The sequence below is a fragment of the Mesorhizobium mediterraneum genome (genome assembly GCF_002284565.1).
Lineage (GTDB): Bacteria > Pseudomonadota > Alphaproteobacteria > Rhizobiales > Rhizobiaceae > Mesorhizobium > Mesorhizobium mediterraneum.
Genome location: NZ_NPKI01000011.1, coordinates 211,838 through 230,690 on the forward strand (window position 1 = coordinate 211,838; position 18,853 = coordinate 230,690).

Below are 18,853 nucleotides of genomic sequence, written 5' to 3' on the forward strand. Positions count from 1 at the left end.
CCTTGCGGGCGCTCGCAGGAGTTATCTGTTTTTTAGATACCATTTTCAAGGAATTACTATTTCACAGGAGCCTAAAGCTGGAGCAACAATGTTGCAACGCTGCGAAAGTCGGCTGCTTCCGAGGGGTATGACAGATGGCAACAAGCGTGGGACGATTGTTCACCGCAGCCAGCACTATTGAAGAGGCAATGGCCGCACGCCGGCAAGGTGCGGCGGTGCTTGCCGGCGGCACCTGGATGATGCGTGATCCACGGCGTGGGGTCGACCTTCCCGAGGCGGTGGTCGCACTCCACCGAATACCGGCCTTGTCCAAGGTCGAAATCGGCTCGGACCATGTCGTGATCGGCGCAGCTGTTACCCACGCAGTACTTGGTCGCGAGTTGCACGGGGCAGCGGGTTTCGAAGGTTTGGTTGCCGCGGCGGAGGGTGCGGCCAATCCCGGCATCCGAAGGGTCGCCACCGTGGGCGGCAACCTTTGTGCCCTCGACTTTGCCGCCGCCGATCTCGCCCCTGTGCTTCTCGTCTGTGAGGCGACGGTGGAACTGGAGACGTTCAAAGGGCCAAAACTCCTTGGCATTTCGGATTTCCTCAAAGACAGGCATACGCTGCTGGCCGAAGCGATTGTGACGAGAATTCATCTGCGCCGCGACCTCGTCGCAAGTGCTCATATTCGCCTGCCGCTTCGGAAAGCCGGCGACTATCCGGTCGCCATCGTCGCCCTCGGGGTGGACAAGGACAAACGATGTCGCATCGCCGTCGGCTCGGTGGAGCCGGTAGCGCGGCGCTGGACGGCGCTCGAACAGGCCATGAGGGCAGGCCCGGCCTCCGCGCTCGATCCGGAACGCGCCGCCGAGCTTGCACTGGAGCACAATGATTTTCAGGGCCGCGACGGCAAGGAAGCGGAGGGTTGGTACCGGCGCCAGGTTCTTCCGCCGCTGGTCAAGCGCGGTGTTGCCGCACTTCTCAAGACCGGGGGCCTGGCATGACCGTGACATTCCAGCTGAATGGCGAGGACTGCCGCTTTGATGGCGATCCGATGACGCCGCTCGTCGACATCTTGCGGCAGGAACGATTCCTGACGGGGACCAAAGCCGTGTGCCGTGAAGGCTTTTGCGGCGCGTGCACGGTGCACGTCGACGATGAAGCGGTGCCGTCCTGCCTGAAGCCGGTTGGACTCGTCCATGGATGCGCGGTGACGACCATCGAGGGAATGAGTTCTGGAAACCAGGCGCTGCACCCGCTCCAGGTCAATTTCGAGGCGGCCGATGCCGTGCAATGCGGCATGTGTTTTCCGGGAATGGTCATGAGCCTTTCGGCGTTCGTGCGTGACAATCCGCATGCGAGCCGTCCCGAAATCAAGGCGGCGATGGTCGGCAACATCTGCCGCTGCACAGGATACGAGCGGATCGTCGACGCCGTGGCCGAATGCCTCGACCAAGCGCGGAAGGCTGGCCAGTTGGTGGGAGGCATCCATGTCTGAGCTGTCCGCCACGGTGATGAATCTTCCCCGCCGCGATGCGCAGGACAAGCTGCGCGGGCGGACGAAATACACCAACGACCGGATTCGCCCCGACATGTTGCATGCCGTGCTGCTGCGGTCGACCGTTCCCGCGGGGCGTATCCGCAAGCTCGACGTTTCGGCGGCACTTCGCTGTCCTGGCGTGCGCGCGGTGGCGACTGGCGCCGATGCGCCAGGGCTCTACGGCATCGGCATTGCCGATCATCCGCTCTTGGCGATCGACACGATCCGCTATCACGGCGAGCCAATCGCCGTCATCGCCGCCGAGACGGAGGAGCAGGCGCGGGCGGCACTTGCCGCCATCATGCTCGAGGTCGAGCCGCTGGCACCGGTGTTCACCATGGCCGAAGCGCTCCAGCCCGCCGCCCGCCTCGTCCACGAGGGCTGGCGCGGCTATGAGGTGATCACGGAGGGCGGTGCACGTGCCGGCAACATCGCATGGGAGGCAAAATCCAGCCGCGGTGACGTCGATGCGGCCTTCGCCCGTCCCGATATACGCATTGTCGAGAGCAGCTTCACCGTCGGTCGGCAGAGCCATGTGCCCTTCGAACCGCGCGTTGCCATCGGCTCCTGGGAGGACGGCCGTGCTCACATCCAGACCTCGACGCAGGTGCCTTGGACCGTGCGCAACGTCACCGGAAGGGTCATGCAGCTTTCACCCGGGCGTGTGCGGGTCACTGTACCCCCTGTCGGTGGCGGGTTCGGCCTGAAGTTCGATGCGTCCATCGAGCCTATCACGGCACTTCTGGCGCGGATGACCGGGCGCACGGTGGTCCTGGAAAACACCCGGCAGGAAGAGATGGCAACCTGCCTCTGCCGCGAGAATGCGGAAATCCGCATTCGGTCCGCTGTCACCGCCGAAGGATACATCGCCGGGCGCGAAGCGGTCGTGCTGATGGATTGCGGCGCGTATGGCGGTGAGCAGGTCTTCCTGACGACGATGACGGCGCACACGCTGGGCGGCAATTACAGGGTTGGCGCAACGCGGCTCGTCAGCCGCGCCGTATACACCAACACACCACCCAACGGTGCTTTCCGAGCTTGCAACGGCGTCTACAACACATTCGCGTTGGAGCGACACACCGACGAAATCTGCGGTGCGCTAGGCTTCGACCCAATGGAGTTCCGGAAGAAAAATGTCCTGGGAGATGGTGATCTCGGTGCCACGGGCCAGGTTTTCGAGGCCGACGTGCTGGGTCCGATGCTCGATCGTATGGAGGCGTTGCGTGCCAGTACCGGCACATCCGAAGCGAAGGCCGACGGCAGGCTCTATGGAATTGCGACCACGGTCGGCACATGGTTCGTGTTTGTCGGACCCTCGGCGGCAACGGTGAACTTGAACGCCGACGGCAGCGCAACGCTGGTCACGTCGGGTGTGGAGATCGGATCGGGCACGATGGTGCAATCCCTGCCGCAGATGGTGGCTGGGCAGCTTGGCCTCGCTCCCGACCAGGTGATCGTGCGCGAAGCCGATACAGATGCCGCCGGCCTCGATGTCGGCGTTGGCGGTGGGCGCACCACCGTGTCCATTGGTGCTGCGAGCATCGCCGCCTGTGCAGAGGTGCGGGAGAAGCTGCTGCGGACCGCCGGCGAGATGCTCCAGACCCGACCGGAAGACCTGGTGCTGCGGGACGGTCGTGTCGAGATCACCGGACGTCCCGGTTCCGGCATGTCGATCCCCGCCGTCGTCGCCCATGCGCAGGCCACCATCGGCCCGATCACAGGAAGTGGAGCCTTTACCGCCAGGAACACTCCGGCAATGTCCGGCTGCGCCATGGGGCATTTCATCGATGCGCTCGACATCCCCGTCTTCGTCGTTCACGAGGCCGAGGTGGCGGTTGATCCGGACACCGGTCATGTCGAGGTGCTGGCCTATCGCGTGGTTCAAGATGTCGGCCGCGCGCTCAACCCACGCGCCATCCTGGGCCAGATACAGGGCGGCGTGGTGCAGGGGCTGGGCTATGCGTTGCATGAGGAGGTGACGCTCACCGCCGACGGACGCATCGCACAGGACGATTTCGAGACCTATCGCCTGCCGCTGGTGCAGGACGTGGTTCCGGTCGCCGCCGACCTCTACGAGGGCGCGCCGTCGATGGGGCCTCTAGGCACCAAGGGCGCGGGCGAGGTCCCAATCCTGGCCGTGGGCGCGGCGATCGGCTGTGCGGTGGCGCGCGCCATCGGCAAGCCGGTGCAGCAACTGCCACTGACGCCGCCGCGCGTGCTTCGACTGCTGCACGAGCGCGAACCACCGCCGGAATTCCCGCACATCGCCCCCGGCTGGGCAGCAAACACTCTGGGCTGAGGCAAGCAAACCATGGTCACCCTGAACTGCGACATGGGGGAAAGTTACGGCAACTGGCGCTTCGGCGACGATGCCGGCATCATGCCTCATATCGATTGCGCCAACATCGCCTGCGGCTTCCACGCCTCCGATCCATGGACGATGCTGAAGACCGTGCGGCTCGCGCTTTCTCATGGAAAGCAGGTTGGCGCGCATCCTTCCCTTCCCGATCGCGAGGGGTTCGGTCGGCGCGAAATGAAACTTCAGCCGGAGGAACTGACAGCCGCCTTCCTCTACCAAATCGGTGCGCTGACAGGAATGCTGGCCGCCGAGGGCGGGCAACTCAGCCATGTCAAACCGCATGGCATCATCTACGGCATGGCCGCGCACGACATGGACACTGCCCGGGCGATTGCCGCGGCGGTCAAGCCGTTCGGCATCCCGCTCTTCGGCATGGCAGGAACCTGTCACGAGACGGCAGCAGTTGAACTCGGCGTTGCCTTCGTGGGCGAGTTCTTTCCCGATCTTGCCTACGCTCCCGGCGGCAGCCTGATCATCCCGCGCGTACAGTCGGCCATCGACCTGACGCTTGCCGAGCACCGCATGGTGGGGGCGCTTGCCCGACGCGAACTCGTCACCACAGACGGCACGGTCCGCCCGGTCGACTTCGACACCGTCTGCATCCACTCCGATCCGCCGAATGCGCGCGACGTCGCCGCGCTGATGCGGCGGATCATCGACACCCATTCCAAAAGCCTCCCATGATTCATTTTTCCGAATCGTGAAAGCTCCACGCATGGGATCGAGGACTATCTCGAACTCACAGCCCGAACCATTTCCACAAGCCGCTGAGGACTTCCATGGAAGCGCTTTCCAACTCTCTTGCCGCCGCCGACATCGCCACCACCATGCACCCTTACACCAACCTGCGTCAGCACGAAAAAGCCGGGCCGCTGATCATCAGCCGCGGCGACGGCATCCGTGTGTATGACGAACGCGGCAAGGAATATATCGAAGGGCTCGCCGGGCTCTGGTCGGTGGCCGTCGGCTTTTCGGAAAAACGGTTGGCCGACGCTGCCTATCAGCAGATGCTGAAGCTGCCCTACTACCACACCTTCTCCTCCAAGGCGCATGAGCCGTCCATCCGGCTCGCGGAGAAACTCGTGGAGATGACGCCGGAAAACCTGACGCGTGTTTTCTTCACGTCGTCGGGTTCGGAAGCCAACGACAGCATCGTCAAGATGATGTGGTTCATGAACAACGCGCTCGGCCGGCCCAAGAAGAAGAAATTCTTGGCGCGGACCAAGGGCTATCACGGTATCACCGTCGCCTCCGGCAGCCTGACGGGCCTGCCGATCAACCATCGCGACTTCGACCTGCCGGCGATTCCCGTTCGCCACCTGACCTGCCCGCACTTCTATCGTTTCGGCATGGAAGGCGAAGACGAGGCCGCCTTCACGGCGCGTCTGCTCGCCGAGCTGGAGGCGGTGATCGCGGAAGAAGGGGCTGATACCATCGCAGCCTTCATAGGAGAGCCGCTTATGGCAGCCGGCGGCGTTCTGCCGCCGCCGGTCGGGTACTGGGAAGGCGTGGAGAAAATCTGCCGGGCAAATGATATCATTCTGATAGCAGATGAGGTGATCTGTGGCTTCGGGCGGCTCGGCACGCCCTTTGGCTGCCAGAAATTCAGCTTCACGCCTGATATCATGACGCTTTCCAAGCAGATCACCTCCTCCTACATGCCGCTGGCCGCGGTGGTGTTCTCGGAGGCGATCTACCAGGCGATCGCCGACAACACCGCAACGATCGGCAATTTCGGCCACGGCTTCACGGCGTCGGGTCATCCGGTCGCCACGGCAGTGGGTCTCGAAAACCTCGCCATCTTCGAGGAGCGGGACTTGATCGGAAACGCGGCCCGCCTTGAGACGTCGTTCCAGCTCGGCATCCGCTCATTCGCCGATCACCCACTTGTCGGCGAAGCGCGGGGCACCGGTCTTATCGGCGCCGTTGAGCTGGTGGCAGACAAGGCGACGAAACGCCCCTTCGCCAAGGTTGGGTGCGCAGGGACTATCGCAGGAGGGATCGGCCACGAGGAAGGCCTCATCTTCCGCGCCATCGGCGACCAGCTCGCGCTCTGTCCGCCGATGATCTCGACAGAAGACGATGTGAAGGAAATCATGACGCGCATGGGCCGGACGCTTGAGCGCCTGACCGGTGCGGTTGCCAAGGAGGGACTTGAATGACCCGTATGAAAGCCGAACCGGTCGTCCATATCGACGACGAACGCTTCCGGGTCACCGAATGGCGCTTTGCCGCCGGGGCCGAGACCGGCTGGCACATCCATGGCTATGACTACGTCATCGTGCCGCTTACGGACGGCAAGCTCGGTCTCGAAGGCCCGGACGGCGCGCAATCGCAAGCCGCTCTCACCCAAGGGGTGCCCTATTCGCGGCGGACAGGTGTGGCTCACAACGTCATCAATGCCGGCAATGCGCCGCTCGCATTCTTGGAGGTTGAGGTCGTGGAGGCTGGCGACCTCACAGCCAGGCGGCTCGCCGTGCTCGACCGGTTCCTCGCGGCCTGGAACGCCCGGGACGTGGGCGCGCTGATGGACTGCATGGCTGAGAATTGCGCTTTCCACGGCTCGGCCGGCCTCGATGCCGAAGGGCGCAAGCATATGGGGCGTGACGCCGTGCGCGTCGCCTATGCAGCGCTGTTCGATGCCTTCCCGAAAGCCGTGTGGACCAGGGGACGGCACGTCGTGACGGGCGACACCGGGCTTTCATCATGGCGCTTCGTCGGCACCACGGCAGCCGGGCAGCAAATCGAAGTCGACGGCTGCGATATCTTCGCTTTCTCGGGGGAACTCATAGCGCTCAAGGATTCCTACCGCAAAGCGCGAGGGTAGCGAAAATTTGAATTCATCGGGCGATAAGGGTGGTCCGAGCGGGCCACCCTCATTTTTTGTCCAAAAGGCGAGATCCTCAAACGACGGAAGGCCCGGTCCCAAAGGAACAGGGCCTCTCGCATATAAAGGGCCGGGCTTATCCGGCCCATCTTCTATTACTTGAGCAAGGCTTCCATCGGTACCGGCTCCGAAATCGTCCAGTTGCCTACAACGCCCGGCTTGCCGGCCTTGGTCTCGACGATCAGGTAGCGCGTCTGGTTCTGGTGATGCAGTTCCGGCGTGAAGGTGCGAGGCCCGAACAGCGTCGGCTCATCCTTCATCTTTTCCAGTTCCGCGACGACTGCGTCGGCATCGGTCGTGCCTGCACGCTCCACCGCCTTGGCCCAGACGTCGACCATGACGTAGCCCGGAAAGACATACTGGCTCGAGGGATCGGCGCCTGTCTTCTCCTTGTATGAGGCATTGAACTTCAGCACGGCCGGATTGGGATCGTCGCCATAGATCGATCCCTGAACGGGGACGTAGAAGTTCGTCAGATCGGACACGGCCGAGAGCCAATAGCTACCGTCGACGCCCGAGCCGTTCAGGATCATGGAGTTGATACCCGCGGCGCGAAGCTGCTTGATGGCCGAGACAGCGCCCGGCATCATCGTGCAAAGCATGATCGCATCCGGCTCCTTCGGCAGAGACTTGATGCGGGTGATCTGCGCGGCGATGGAGGCGTCCTCGTTCTTGAAGGTGTCTTCACCGACAAGCTTCGCGCCCTGGGCTTCGAGCTTCGGCATCATCCAGTCGAAGCCGTCGCAGATGCCCTTGTTGTAGGCCGTCCAGGTATCGAGCAGACGGTAGAAGTCCTTTGCGCCCTTTTCCTTGAATGCCCACTCGGCCATGGTCGCTCCCTGCACTGCCGCCAGCACCGACGCAGAGAAGCTGTGCGGGCCGACACCCTGGATACCGGCCTTGACCGATTCCGCGCACAGGAAGAAGGAGATATTGCCCGCGTCCTCGGCCGCGAGCGCAGCCGGCGATCCGAAGTCGTAGTCGCAGGAGACGACCACGAGATCGGCGTCCTGGTCGAGCACGGAGAGGCCCGCCTTGGCGCCTTCGGCCCGGTCGGACTTGGTGTCGGCCTTGACAACCTTGATCTGCTTTCCAAGCAGACCGCCAGCCGCATTGATCTCGTCGATGCGAATCAAGGCCGCCTCTTGGGCAGGCTTGTCATAGGCTTCCATGAAGCCCGACTCCGCAGTGGCGAAGCCGATGACGATAGTCTCGTCATCGGCCAGGGCCGGGTATGCGATGGACATCGAGGCCAGAGCGGTTGCGACAATTCTCATTTTGTATGTCATGCACGTCTCCTTTTTTGTTTTCCGGTCGGGCTTGTGCCGCCGGTCACTTGTTGCGACTGCTGCGGGGTAAGGCGAGCTCGCGGTTGCCCATGAGTCCGGATGGGCGAAGCGCCAGGATCACGATCATGATGACGCCGAGGGCTATTTCCTGAACCCCTTTCGGGAGGGCGAAAGTGGACTCGCCGAGCGATACGCCTGCCTCCAGCCAGCGCAGCGCCTGGATGAGGGCGGACAGCAGGACGACACCCACCACACCCCCCGACAGGCTGCCCATGCCGCCGACGACGAGCATGGAAAGGGTGATGAAGGTGAGACCGAGATAGAATGTATCGGGTGTGACCACGCCGATGGAATGAGCCATGAGCGCACCGCCCAGTCCCATCACCGCGCCTGATACGACGAACGCCACCAGTCTTTCCCTGGGAATGTCGACTCCGGAAGCCGCGGCGGCGGTGGGCTCGTCGCGGGCAGCACGAAGGGCCAGGCCGGACCGGGAGATCGCGTGCGCCCAGGCGATGAAGATTGCGACCACGGCGCCGATGAGATACGGCCAGATCACGCGCACGATCGGAATGCCGACGACCGATGAGGTCGCTCCGGTCACGCTCTCCCAGTTGGAATAAATTGTGTTGATCATGGCGAGCATCGCGAAGGTCGCGATCGATGCTGCGATGCCCGATAGCCGCATCAGCACCCGCCCGAAAATGAGAGCGGCGAGGGCGGCGAACAACGCCGCCAGCACAGCCGATTGCCAGTACGGCAAACGGGTCGCCAGCAGCCATTCGGGCAGTCCCGGCAACGAACCGCGTTTCATCATCGGATTGATGGTGAGCCACGCGGCCGCGTAGGCGCCAAGGCAGGTGAAGCCGATATGGCCGAAGCTGAGAACGCCCGAATTTCCGATAAAGATGTATAGGCCCACGACGAGGATGACACGGACGAACACGTCGATCACAGTCTGGTTGAAGGGCCGCGATCCGGTCGTCACCGTGATCAGCGCGATGGCCAGCAGCAGCAGAGAAAGCAGGACCGGCGTCAGGATTGTGCGGCGGGCAAGCGCGAAGCGGGCGGGCTTTCGCTCGGCAGCCGCGGCACCGGCAGCGGTAGAGTTGGCAAGGGAGGCGGCGACAGCCATGAAATCAGACCCTTTCCTTGGTGCCGCGCGCGGCAATGAGCCCTTGCGGGCGGAAGAGGAGAACGAGGATGACCGCTCCATAGACAAAGGCATCGCGGAATGGCCGGGCGTCGATGGGCAGCATGACCTGCATGATCACCGAGGCGGCACCCAGCAGGAAGCCGGCGAGCACGGCCCCCCCGAGGCTGCCGAGGCCGCCAATGACGGTGGCGATGAAGGCCATCAACATGATCGAGGCGCCCATCTGGATGTCCAGCGTGCCTGTCTGGGCGCCAAAGATCAGCGCAATGGCTGCGGCCAACGCGCCGGAGAGGGCGAACGCTCCCATGATAACCCGGTTCGCACGCACACCCAGCATGCGGGCCATCGAGAAGTTCTCGGCCGCCGCCCGCATCTCCAGGCCGAAGCGGGTTTGACGCAGGAACAGTGTCAGGCCGATCAGGATGACCATCGTAGTGACGATCGTTATGAGCTGGAGGAGGGGAAGCCGGGCACCAAGGATCTCCACCGGTTGGGACAGTTCGGGCAACAGCGAGATCGATTTCGGCCGACTGGAGAAAAGCATGAGCAGGAAGTAGCGAATTACGAAACCGAGCGCGAAGGAGGCGATCATCATGGTTGCCGGATTTGCCTGGCGGAACCGCCTGAAGACGACGATTTCGCACAGCACCGACAGCCCGGCCCCGCAGAGGAGCACGAAGGGCACCAGCAGGTACCACGGCAATTGGCCGGCGAAGACGATGGCCATTGCGTCCGTAGACGGCCACAACAGGGCGAAGACGCAGAACGCGATGACGTCGCCATGCGCGAAGTTCACGAGCCGCATGACGCCGAAGATGAGGGCAATGCCGAGCGCCCCGAGCGCGTAGAGCGAACCAAGCGAGAGTGCGTCGAACAGGATCTGAAGCATCTCAATTGTCCTCGTAACCGAAATAAGCAGCCTGGATCGCCTCGCCGTTGCCGAGCGTCCGGGCGTCGCCATCGAGCACGATCTGTCCGCCACGCATCAGGATCATCCGCCCGCCCACCATCATCGCCCGGGCCGAGCTCTGCTCAACGATCAGGAGCGTGAGCTGGCGCTGCGCACGCAGCGCGATCAGCCGCTCGTAGACCTGGTCGTTGATGTTGGGGGCGAGGCCCAGCGAAGGCTCGTCGATGGCTACAAGCCGCGGATTGGTCATCAGCGCGCGTCCGATGACCAGCATTTGCTGCTGCCCGCCGGACAGCAATCCCGCCTGCCCGTGCCGCCTCTCTTTCAGCATCGGGAAGGTTGCGTAGACGGCTTCGAGCTCGTCGGCAGCTCGGCTGCGCCAGCCGCGTTCGCGGGCGTGCATGCCAGTTCCGACCAGGAGGTTCTCTTCGGTCGTCAGCGAGCCGAAGACATCGCGCCCCTCCGGCACCATGGAGAATCCGAGCCGGGCGATGTTCTCCGGCGCCTGGCCGGTGATCTCATGACCTGCAAGATCGATTCGGCCGCCCGCAACCGGCGTAACACCGGCGATCGCGCGCAGCAGTGAAGACTTCCCGGCTCCGTTCGGGCCGGTGATGAACAGGATCTCTCCCTCGTCCATGGAGAAGGAGACATTGCGGACCGCCGTGAGACGGCTGTAGCGGATGGTGATATCGGAAAGGGCGAGCAGGCTCATTCCATCGCCTCCAGCACAGGCAGGTCGGTGTTCGCGGCCGTGCCCATATAGGCGTGGCGCACCTTCTCGCTGTCGCGGATCGCGGCAGGCGGGCCTTCCTCGATGATCGCTCCGGAATCGAGCACGACGATATGCTCGCAAAGGCCGAGCACCAGCCCGACATTGTGCTCGATGAGCAGGACACCGCAGCCGAGATCGGCGGCGATGTGTCTTATCAGGGCCGACAGCTCCCGCGCCTCCAGCGCGCTCATGCCAGCCGCGGGCTCGTCGAGCAGGATGTATGCGGGCCGTCCCATCAGGGCGCGGCCAATGGCGACGCGGCGCTCGTCCGTATATGGCAACGTCCCGGCGATGCGGGTGCCCAGCGCACCGATGCCTATCCAGTCTAGCATCGCTTCCGCTTCGGCGATGGCAGCGCGCCGGCTCATTCCCAGACCAACGCCGGTTACCTCCAGGTTGTCCAGCACAGGCAGGTCGCGGAAGAGCCGCCCACCCTGGAAGGTGCGGGCGATGCCGCGCCGCCGGACCTGATGCGGCTTGAGACCCGTGAGTGCTGCCCCGTCGAGCTTGATGGTGCCTTCCGTTGGTGCCTGGAAGCCGGTCAGCACGTTGACGAGTGTGGTCTTGCCGGCGCCATTCGGGCCGATAAGGCCACTGATGCGGCCGGGCGTGATTTGGAGGTCTACCGATGACAGGGCCTTCAGCCCCGCAAACGATACCGAGACGTTCTCCGCGCTCAGATGACTCATGTCCCTTTCCTTCTTTTTACCGACGGAAAGGCGCGAAGCATCCAGCCTTGCGGCCAGTCACGTTGCAAATGTCTTCCCCTGTCGGTTCCGGCGGTCTCTAGCGGACTGCTTGGATGCCAAATTCACGCCGTTGCCCGGCGTCGTCTTGTCGTTTCGCGCACCGGATTTTGTCTTCCGCCACGCGCGGTCGGTTTTGGCCGACCGATCTCCTCGCCTCCGGCTCCTCCGCCGGCATTTTCCCGGCTGACGTCAGCCGGCCAGATGCCCTTCAGCACGCGCCAGCGCGGCGCGCTGTTCGGTTCGCGCGGCAAGCGCGTCTTCCAGCGTTACCGGAACGAAGCGCGCCGGGGTGTGCGGCTGGAGCTGGGCGATCAGGTCCATGTCGGCCGATATTACCACGCCCAGCATCATGTACCCGCCACCCGAAACTGCGTCCCGGTGAAGGACGATCGGCTCTGTGCCGCTCGGCACCTGGACGGATCCATAAGGATAGCAGGCATCGACGATGTTCGAGGGGTCGGAGCCTGCACCGAAAGGCTGCTCGCGCTCAACGAACTCCAGCGCCGTTCCGCCACGGAAGCGATAGCCGATGCGGTCAGCTTCGGGCGCGACCTTCCAGGTTTCCTCAAAGAACCGGTTGCCGGCAGCTTCAGTGATCCGATGCCAGTACATGCCGGGCAGCATTCTCAGTTCCGCCAAACTACTCCGCGCGCGGCGCAGATTTGCAGGCAGCGAAAGACCGGCTTTGCCGGAACCTTCGCCGACGGGAAGCTCATCGCCCGCCTTCAGCGTGCGGCCCTGATGGCCGCCGAGTGCGCCCAGAATGTAAGTTGAGCGCGAACCGAGAACCACCGGTACGTCGATGCCGCCGGAGACGGCCAGATAAGCGCGCGCGCCGCCCTTGAGGAAGCCGAAGGAAAGCCGGTCACCCGCCTTCACCGGAAAACTTTCCCAGGTCGGCCGTTCCTCGCCATTAAGTTTGGGTGGGAGGTCTCCTCCCGTGACGGCGATGATTGCGGATTGGGTGAATTCGAGTTCGGGGCCCATGAAGGTGGCTTCGAGCACCGCAGCATCCGGATCGTTGCCGACAAGCAGGTTTGCGATGCGTGTGGCAAAGCGGTCCATGCCGCCGCCTTCGGGAATGCCAACATGATAGTGGCCTGGTCGGCCAAGGTCCTGCACGGAAGTGGACAGGCCGGGAGAGATTACCTTAACGGCCATTGATAAGCTCCATCAGCTTTGCATTGGTGCCGTAAATATCGCTGTTGAAGTCCTTTAGGCTGAAGGTGCAATCGCGAACCGTCGGCTGCCACCGATTGGCTTCGATTTCCTCCAGCGTGGCGTCGTAGTCATCGCGGCCAATGGCCTTGAACTTGACGATGTCGCCTGGCTTGAACAGGCACATATCATCGGAGAGGTAGCGCACCTTCCTGGTCGGGTCGTAGATCGGGGCCGGGGTTATGCCATACATCTGGTAGCCGCCAGCGCCGCGCACCGAATAGATCGCTGCAAAGCAGCCGCCATGGCCAATGGTGAGCTTGGGAGTGTCGGTGCGTGGACGCAAGTATTTCGGCGCCTGAATCTGTTTCTTGCGCTCAACCATCTGGTACAGGAAGGGCAGTCCAGCGACGAAGCCGACCATGGATACGAACCAGGGCTGGCCGGAATAGGCAGCGATAAACTCTTCCACCGTGGCGTAGCCGTTGATGCGTGCCGAATATTCAAGATCGGTGGAGGACGGGTCCTGATGGCGCTCGCGGAAGCGCAAGCAGGTTTCACGCGTCCACGGATCCTGGAAATAAACCGGCAGTTCGATGATCCGGGTCTTCAGCACCGGGTCCGCCTTTGAGGCCGCCTCTTCCATCGACTTCAGTTCGCTGAGCAAATCCTGGGGCTTGACGATGTCGGGGTTGAAGCGAATCTGGAAGCTGGCGTTGGCTGGGCAGATCTCGGTGACACCTCGGATGCCTGCCGTACGCACCGCATTGGTCATCGAAAGGCCGGTAAAGAAGGAGGTGAGCGACATTTCCTCGGACACCTCGCCGAAGATATGTTCGTCACCGCCGAAGTTGAATCGTATCGACATCGATCCTCCTTAACCCGCCAATGCTGCGGCGTTTTCGATGAGCCAGCCTTCCAGCCAGCGGGTATGCACGTCTCCCGCCCGCACCGCCGGATCGGCGGCCAGCGCAAGAAACAGCGGCTTGGTGGTATTGAGCCCGCCGATCTTCAACTCGTTGAGCGCGCGGATCAGGCGCACTATCGCCGCCTCGCGCGTCTCTGCATGCACGATCAGCTTGGCAAGCAGCGAGTCATAAAAGGGCGGCACCTGATAGCCTTGGTAGAGCATCGAATCGAAGCGTACGCCCGGACCGCCGGGAATGCGAAGCTCGGCCACCTGCCCGGGGAATGGAGCGAACTCCTTCGCCGGGTCTTCGGCATTGAGCCGGACTTCGATCGCATGCCCCTTGACGGAGACATCGCCTTGCCGAATCCGCAGCTTCTCGCCGCCGGCGATGCGAAGCATCTCCGCAACGAGGTCGATGCCGGTGATCGCCTCGGTGACCGGGTGCTCAACCTGGATACGGGTGTTCATCTCGATGAAGTAAAAGCGGTCTGCTTCATCGTCATAAAGATACTCCACCGTGCCGGCACCAGAGTATTTGACCGCCTTGGCCAAAGCGACCGCCGAAGCGCAGAGCTCCTCGCGCAGCCTGTCGGAAAGTGCGCGCGACGGCGCCTCCTCCCAAACCTTCTGGCGTCGCCGCTGCAGCGAGCACTCCCGCTCGTAGCAGTGGATGGCATCGCTTCCGTCTGCCAGTACCTGCACTTCGATATGGCGGGCCTTGCCGATCACCTTTTCCATGTAGAGACCACCGTCGCCAAAGGCGGCGAGAGCTTCTGCTTCGGCCTGAGGAAAGGCTTGTTCGAACTCTGCGAGCGAGTTCGCAATGCGGATGCCCCGCCCGCCGCCGCCCGCCGCAGCCTTGATCATCACCGGAAAACCGGTTTCGGTCAGCACCTCGTGGCCAGCCTTGAGGCCCTCGACCCGGCCAGCCGAGCCAGGCACCACAGGGACACCTGCAGCGGCAGCGGCCGATCGCGCCGAGACCTTGTCTCCCATCATCCGGATCGCATCTCCCGACGGGCCGACGAAGACCAATCCAGCGCCTGTGACCGCGTCGGAAAACGCGGCATTCTCGGCAAGGAAACCATAGCCAGGATGAACGCTGTCGCAACCGGTGTCGCGGGCAGCCTTCAGAATTGCTTCGACGTTGAGATAGGACTTCTTTGCTGCCGGTGGGCCGATGTTGACCGCTTCGTCTGCAAGCTGGACGTGGAGCGATCCCGCGTCTGCGGCCGAGTACACCGCCACGGTGGCGATGCCCAGATCTTGTGCGGCCCGGATGATCCTGACCGCTATCTCGCCCCGGTTGGCAACCAGAAGCTTTTTCAGCATCAGTCGAGATCCGCAATAGGTGCGCCGGCCATGATGGGGTCCTCATTGTCGGCAATGAAGCGGATGTTCGTACCGGCCGTCTCGGCCCTCACTTCGTGGAACGACTTCATCACTTCGATGAGACCGATTACGTCTCCGGCAGAAACCGCGTCGCCATCCGCCTTGTAGGGCGGCTGGTCTGGCGAAGCGCTCCGATAAAAAGTGCCGGGAAGAGGCGAAAGGATCTGGGCCATAAAAAGCTCCGGAAAACTGCTGACAGGCTAATTTGTAACCGCCTGCGCGGGCGGTTTCGGTCGACTTCAGTGCCAAGGGGCGATTGCAGTGCGCACGGCCCTGGCTATTTCGATGGCGTTCGGCGTATCGGAATGCACGCAGATGGTTTCGCAGCGTACAGGGAAGAAACTGCCGTCCTCTGCGGTGCCCTCACCCTCGCTGATGGCGCGCACGCAACGCTCGGCCATCTCTGCGGGGTCCTTAGCGTCATGAACGCGTGTCAGAATCAGCTTGCCGGAGGCATCGTAGTCGAGATCGGCATAGAACTCGGCGACGAATGGGATACCGCGCTCTTGATAGATCTCCTCGTGCAGGGTGCCCGTCATGCCGAAGAGGGGTACGCCGAAAACCTCTGCCGCGTCGCACACGCCATGGGCGATTGCCTCCTGCTGCATTGCCATGAAGTAAAGGCTGCCATGCGGCTTGATATGGTGGAGTTCCACACCCTCGGCCTTGAGGAATCCGGCAAGCGCTCCCACCTGGTAAATGATGGTGTTCCTGACTTCGTCGCGGGTCAGCCGCATCTCGCGCCGGCCGAAACCCTGAATGTCCGGCAAGCCTGGATGGGCGCCGATCTTTACGCCACTCGCCTTGGCGCTGCGGACGGCGGCGTGCATGTGATCCGGATCGGAAGCGTGAAAACCACAGGCGACATTGGCAACGTCGATGATCGGCATCATGCCCACATCATCACCAACCTTGTAGAGGCCAAAGCTTTCGCCCATGTCGCAGTTTAGCGTCACCGCCATCGCATTGTTACCCCTCGAAGCTGCCGTCTTTGCGGCGTTGCAGCATTTTTTGCGCATGCGCGGGCATTTGTGAAATAGTAGTTTATTGATTGTCATATCAAAAAAACAGATAATGGTTCTGGGCCGGAGCGCACCATGACCATCACCTTGAAACAGCTTGATTATTTTATCGCGACCGCCGAGAGCGGACAGGTCAGTCATGCCGCGGTGGAACTCAACATCTCACAATCGGCGGTCACTGCGGCGATAAAGACGCTTGAGGCTGACCTGGGCGTACGGCTTTTGGAGCGTAACCACGCTGGCGTAAGATTGACGATGGAGGGCGCGCGGTTTCTTGAACATGCGCGTGTTATCACCGGGGCCGTCGCGGCCGCCGTCCGAAGCCCGTTGCGCGATAGGAAAGGCCTGGCGGGCAAGCTGCGGCTGGGCATGACCTACACGGTCGTCGGCTACTACATGTCGCGCCACTACGCGCGGTTTCGAAAGACCTATCCCGAAATCGAGGTCGAGGTGCTGGAACTGCCCCGAGACGCTCTCGAAAGCGGCTTGATGTGCGGGGACATCGACATGGCCGTGATGCTGGTGTCCAACCTGGAGCACACCGAGGAATTGGCGCAGGAGGTCTTGATGCGGTCGAACCGCCGGCTCTGGCTTTCGGCTGATCATCATCTGCTCGCGCGGCAGGAAATCAGCCTCGCCGATGTGGCGGCGGAAGATTATGTCATGCTGACGGTGGACGAGGCACGCACGACGGCCGCCCGTTACTGGGATGCCGCGGGCCTTTCGCTCCGCGCCGTCCTTACCACCAGTTCGGTCGAGGCCGTGCGGTCGCTCGTGGCTGCCGGCATGGGGGTCACTGTCCTGTCCGACATGGTTTACCGCCCCTGGTCCCTGGAGGGGCAGCGCATCGAAGTGCGCGGGCTTGTCGAGCCGATCCCCACTATGGATGTCGGCCTGGCCTGGTCGCGTGACAGACCAATCGACCCGGCGGCAGCGGCCTTCCGGGCCTTCATGTCCGTGACCATGGGCGGCGGCGGCTAACCGCCGGCCCGTCAGACAGACGCTCTACCTCAGGCTCGCTGGTTGGACAGCGGATGGTCGTGAAATAGTCCGCGACGATCGCGTCCTTCTGCTCATCGGTCCAGTCACCAGCCACGGGCGCCCGGCATGGTCGGCGGGGCAGGAGGGCTGGATCATGCCAGCAGCTGCGTCGGCACGCCGAGCATCGGACCGGCCTCGGCAAGCCGCTGGTCGAGCGTGTGTACCGTGGCGCCATGCTCCGACGCTGTCGCTAGATGCAGAGCATCGCCGGCGCGAAGTCCGAGCGTATGCTGATCGGCGAACTTCGCCGCCGCCCGGAAATGCCCGCCCGTCACTGGCAGCACGTTGAAGCTCTCGGTGATCAGCTTGTTGAACATGGCGAGCGCCGCCGCGTGCTGCTCCAGGTTGACCTGCCCGGTCCGCAGCTTGATAGCCATCGCCGAGGACATCTCGGTGATGGTCCAGTCGCTGATCAGAAGCGGGGTTCTTCAGCCCATTCCATCCTGCGAACCTACTGCCGTGACGGAGAACAAGCTGTCCTCCAAATTGCACGCTTCGCGATGCACGCCCCTGATCGCTCGCCAGCACAAAGCCCGTGAGTCTTTAGGAGATGTAATATGATGATCGATCAAACTTCCTGCGAACTCCGTGATGTACACAGTTGGACTAGTGACGGATCGTTGATCCCGGACTGGGTGTGCAGTCAGCGATGACTGTGTCCTCGCTGACCTCGGTAAGCGCTGCGCCACCGGTCGCCGCCTTCTCGTTGTCGACGAGATCCGCCTCGTTCCGCTTCACCGACATCGACATGGCGCAGCTCTGCGCGTCGAGCGGCGCCATCGCTTCCCGCCAGGAGGCGCCTGGGAGCGGCTTCCCACTGGCGAGCCACGCTACAGGCGTCGCGAGTTGGTTCCGCGCCCGCCGGCGCGGTCGTCCGGGCTGAACCATTGCGCGACCATGTTCAGCGTAGGATTTCCTGCATTCTCGAGCTGACGGTCTGAAGCGCCGAGAGATAGCGCGCTGCGAGCTCTTCGATCGGCTCGCTGCGGGCCGGCAACCCGAGATTGACGGCAGCGACGATGACACGGCGTGCCGTCACCAGGGGAACCGCGATGGAGCGGAGGCCGACCTCGACCTCTTGGTCGATGACGGCATAGCCTTCTGCCCGAACGCGAGCCAGCTCGGCCATGACCGCCTCGGGCTCCGTAAGCGTATGCGGGGTGCGACGGGGCAGGGGGACGGAACCGAGCCGCTCCCGCGCCTGGGCCTCGGGCAGGGCGGCGAGCAGCACACGGCCCATCGAGGTGCAATAGGCCGGCAGGCGCGAGCCGGGCATCAACGTGATCGACATCACCTTTCGCTGCGCCGCGCGGGCGACATAGACGATCTCGGCGCCATCGAGGATCGAGACCGAGGAGCTTTCCCCGATCTCGTCGGACAACTGGTCGAGCAACGGCTGCACGAGTTGCGGCAGCGGCATGGTGGCGAGGCAAGCCGTGCCCAGCCGCAGCACGCGCGGGGTCAGCGTGAAGAACTTCCCGTCATAATCGGCATAGCCGAGATGTGCGAGCGTCAGCAGGCACCGCCGTGTCGTCGCCCGATCTAGCCCGGTGGCCGCCGCGACCTTGGAGATCGACTGGCGCGGGTGGTTGGGGCTGAACGTCTCGATCACAGCCAGGCCCTTGGCGAGGCCGCCCATCAGGTCGCGTTCGGACACGGTCATGCTGCTTCTTACGTCAATGT

General features: G+C 63.1%; 19 protein-coding genes and 1 pseudogene. 7 read left to right on the plus strand and 13 right to left on the minus strand.

From position 1 onward, the window contains the following. Positions 1 to 134: 134 nt before the first annotated feature. From CIT25_RS06100 to CIT25_RS06125, 6 genes are all read left to right on the plus strand, one after another. The gene (locus CIT25_RS06100) at positions 135 to 986 is read left to right on the plus strand and encodes an FAD binding domain-containing protein (RefSeq protein ID WP_095483656.1); all 852 of its coding nucleotides are present in this window, start codon (positions 135 to 137) and stop codon (positions 984 to 986) included. Then, a complete protein-coding gene (locus CIT25_RS06105; protein WP_095483657.1) occupies positions 983 to 1,480 on the plus strand; it encodes a (2Fe-2S)-binding protein in 498 nt (165 codons plus the stop codon). The genes CIT25_RS06100 and CIT25_RS06105 overlap by 4 nt, the downstream gene beginning before the upstream one ends. Beyond that, positions 1,473 to 3,821 carry a xanthine dehydrogenase family protein molybdopterin-binding subunit gene (locus tag CIT25_RS06110; protein ID WP_095483658.1) on the plus strand — a complete coding sequence of 783 codons (2,349 nt, stop codon included), beginning with the start codon at positions 1,473 to 1,475 and terminating at the stop codon, positions 3,819 to 3,821. Before CIT25_RS06105 ends, CIT25_RS06110 begins: the two co-directional genes overlap by 8 nt. A 12-nt stretch (positions 3,822 to 3,833) precedes the next feature. Next, positions 3,834 to 4,565 (plus strand): LamB/YcsF family protein, encoded by a 732-nt coding sequence (locus CIT25_RS06115; RefSeq protein WP_095483659.1) that lies wholly within the window; start codon positions 3,834 to 3,836, stop codon positions 4,563 to 4,565. A gap of 95 nt (positions 4,566 to 4,660) precedes the next feature. Continuing rightward, complete coding sequence (locus CIT25_RS06120; protein ID WP_095483660.1) at positions 4,661 to 6,043, plus strand: aspartate aminotransferase family protein; 1,383 nt, start codon at positions 4,661 to 4,663, stop codon at positions 6,041 to 6,043. Continuing rightward, on the plus strand, positions 6,040 to 6,708 hold the full coding sequence (locus CIT25_RS06125; RefSeq protein WP_095483661.1) for a nuclear transport factor 2 family protein: 669 nt from the start codon (positions 6,040 to 6,042) through the stop codon (positions 6,706 to 6,708). Before CIT25_RS06120 ends, CIT25_RS06125 begins: the two co-directional genes overlap by 4 nt. Before the next feature lie 155 nt (positions 6,709 to 6,863). Here the strand turns inward: CIT25_RS06125 and CIT25_RS06130 are convergent, their stop codons facing one another. The 10 genes from CIT25_RS06130 to pxpA form a co-directional block, all read right to left on the minus strand. Next, on the minus strand, positions 6,864 to 8,057 hold the full coding sequence (locus tag CIT25_RS06130; protein ID WP_095483662.1) for an ABC transporter substrate-binding protein: 1,194 nt from the start codon (positions 8,055 to 8,057) through the stop codon (positions 6,864 to 6,866). A 43-nt stretch (positions 8,058 to 8,100) separates the two neighbouring features. Continuing rightward, a complete protein-coding gene (locus tag CIT25_RS06135) occupies positions 8,101 to 9,192 on the minus strand; it encodes a branched-chain amino acid ABC transporter permease (RefSeq protein ID WP_095483663.1) in 1,092 nt (363 codons plus the stop codon). A gap of 4 nt (positions 9,193 to 9,196) precedes the next feature. Beyond that, the gene (locus tag CIT25_RS06140; RefSeq protein WP_095483664.1) at positions 9,197 to 10,102 is read right to left on the minus strand and encodes a branched-chain amino acid ABC transporter permease; all 906 of its coding nucleotides are present in this window, start codon (positions 10,100 to 10,102) and stop codon (positions 9,197 to 9,199) included. A 1-nt stretch (position 10,103) separates the two neighbouring features. Next, positions 10,104 to 10,838, minus strand: a complete 735-nt coding sequence (locus tag CIT25_RS06145) for an ABC transporter ATP-binding protein (RefSeq protein WP_013533157.1) — start codon at positions 10,836 to 10,838, stop codon at positions 10,104 to 10,106. Further along, positions 10,835 to 11,587 carry an ABC transporter ATP-binding protein gene (locus tag CIT25_RS06150; RefSeq protein WP_095483665.1) on the minus strand — a complete coding sequence of 251 codons (753 nt, stop codon included), beginning with the start codon at positions 11,585 to 11,587 and terminating at the stop codon, positions 10,835 to 10,837. Before CIT25_RS06150 ends, CIT25_RS06145 begins: the two co-directional genes overlap by 4 nt. Positions 11,588 to 11,836: 249 nt before the next feature. Beyond that, positions 11,837 to 12,808, minus strand: a complete 972-nt coding sequence (locus CIT25_RS06155; protein WP_095483666.1) for a 5-oxoprolinase subunit C family protein — start codon at positions 12,806 to 12,808, stop codon at positions 11,837 to 11,839. Further along, complete coding sequence (locus tag CIT25_RS06160) at positions 12,798 to 13,673, minus strand: 5-oxoprolinase subunit B family protein (RefSeq protein WP_095483667.1); 876 nt, start codon at positions 13,671 to 13,673, stop codon at positions 12,798 to 12,800. The genes CIT25_RS06155 and CIT25_RS06160 overlap by 11 nt, the downstream gene beginning before the upstream one ends. Positions 13,674 to 13,682: 9 nt before the next feature. Then, positions 13,683 to 15,047 (minus strand): acetyl-CoA carboxylase biotin carboxylase subunit, encoded by a 1,365-nt coding sequence (locus CIT25_RS06165; protein WP_095483668.1) that lies wholly within the window; start codon positions 15,045 to 15,047, stop codon positions 13,683 to 13,685. Next, positions 15,047 to 15,280, minus strand: coding sequence for an acetyl-CoA carboxylase (locus CIT25_RS06170; protein WP_013533152.1), 234 nt, complete (start codon positions 15,278 to 15,280; stop codon positions 15,047 to 15,049). Before CIT25_RS06170 ends, CIT25_RS06165 begins: the two co-directional genes overlap by 1 nt. 66 nt (positions 15,281 to 15,346) lie before the next feature. Further along, positions 15,347 to 16,069, minus strand: coding sequence for a 5-oxoprolinase subunit PxpA (pxpA, locus tag CIT25_RS06175; RefSeq protein ID WP_095483992.1), 723 nt, complete (start codon positions 16,067 to 16,069; stop codon positions 15,347 to 15,349). Between the two features lie 135 nt (positions 16,070 to 16,204). Here pxpA and CIT25_RS06180 point away from each other — a divergent pair, with 135 nt between their 5' ends. Further along, positions 16,205 to 17,110, plus strand: a complete 906-nt coding sequence (locus tag CIT25_RS06180) for a LysR family transcriptional regulator (RefSeq protein WP_095483669.1) — start codon at positions 16,205 to 16,207, stop codon at positions 17,108 to 17,110. Between the two features lie 152 nt (positions 17,111 to 17,262). On the opposite strand, the pseudogene CIT25_RS06185 reads toward CIT25_RS06180, so the two are convergent. The 3 genes and pseudogenes from CIT25_RS06185 to CIT25_RS06195 all read right to left on the minus strand — a co-directional run. Then, positions 17,263 to 17,589: pseudogene (locus CIT25_RS06185) on the minus strand (type II toxin-antitoxin system VapC family toxin); the annotation flags it as partial. A 187-nt stretch (positions 17,590 to 17,776) separates the two neighbouring features. Beyond that, positions 17,777 to 17,950: a hypothetical protein gene (locus CIT25_RS38245; RefSeq protein WP_245467655.1), complete on the minus strand. Its 174-nt coding sequence runs from the start codon at positions 17,948 to 17,950 to the stop codon at positions 17,777 to 17,779. A 121-nt stretch (positions 17,951 to 18,071) separates the two neighbouring features. Further along, positions 18,072 to 18,833: an IclR family transcriptional regulator domain-containing protein gene (locus tag CIT25_RS06195; protein ID WP_095483671.1), complete on the minus strand. Its 762-nt coding sequence runs from the start codon at positions 18,831 to 18,833 to the stop codon at positions 18,072 to 18,074. Positions 18,834 to 18,853: the final 20 nt, after the last annotated feature.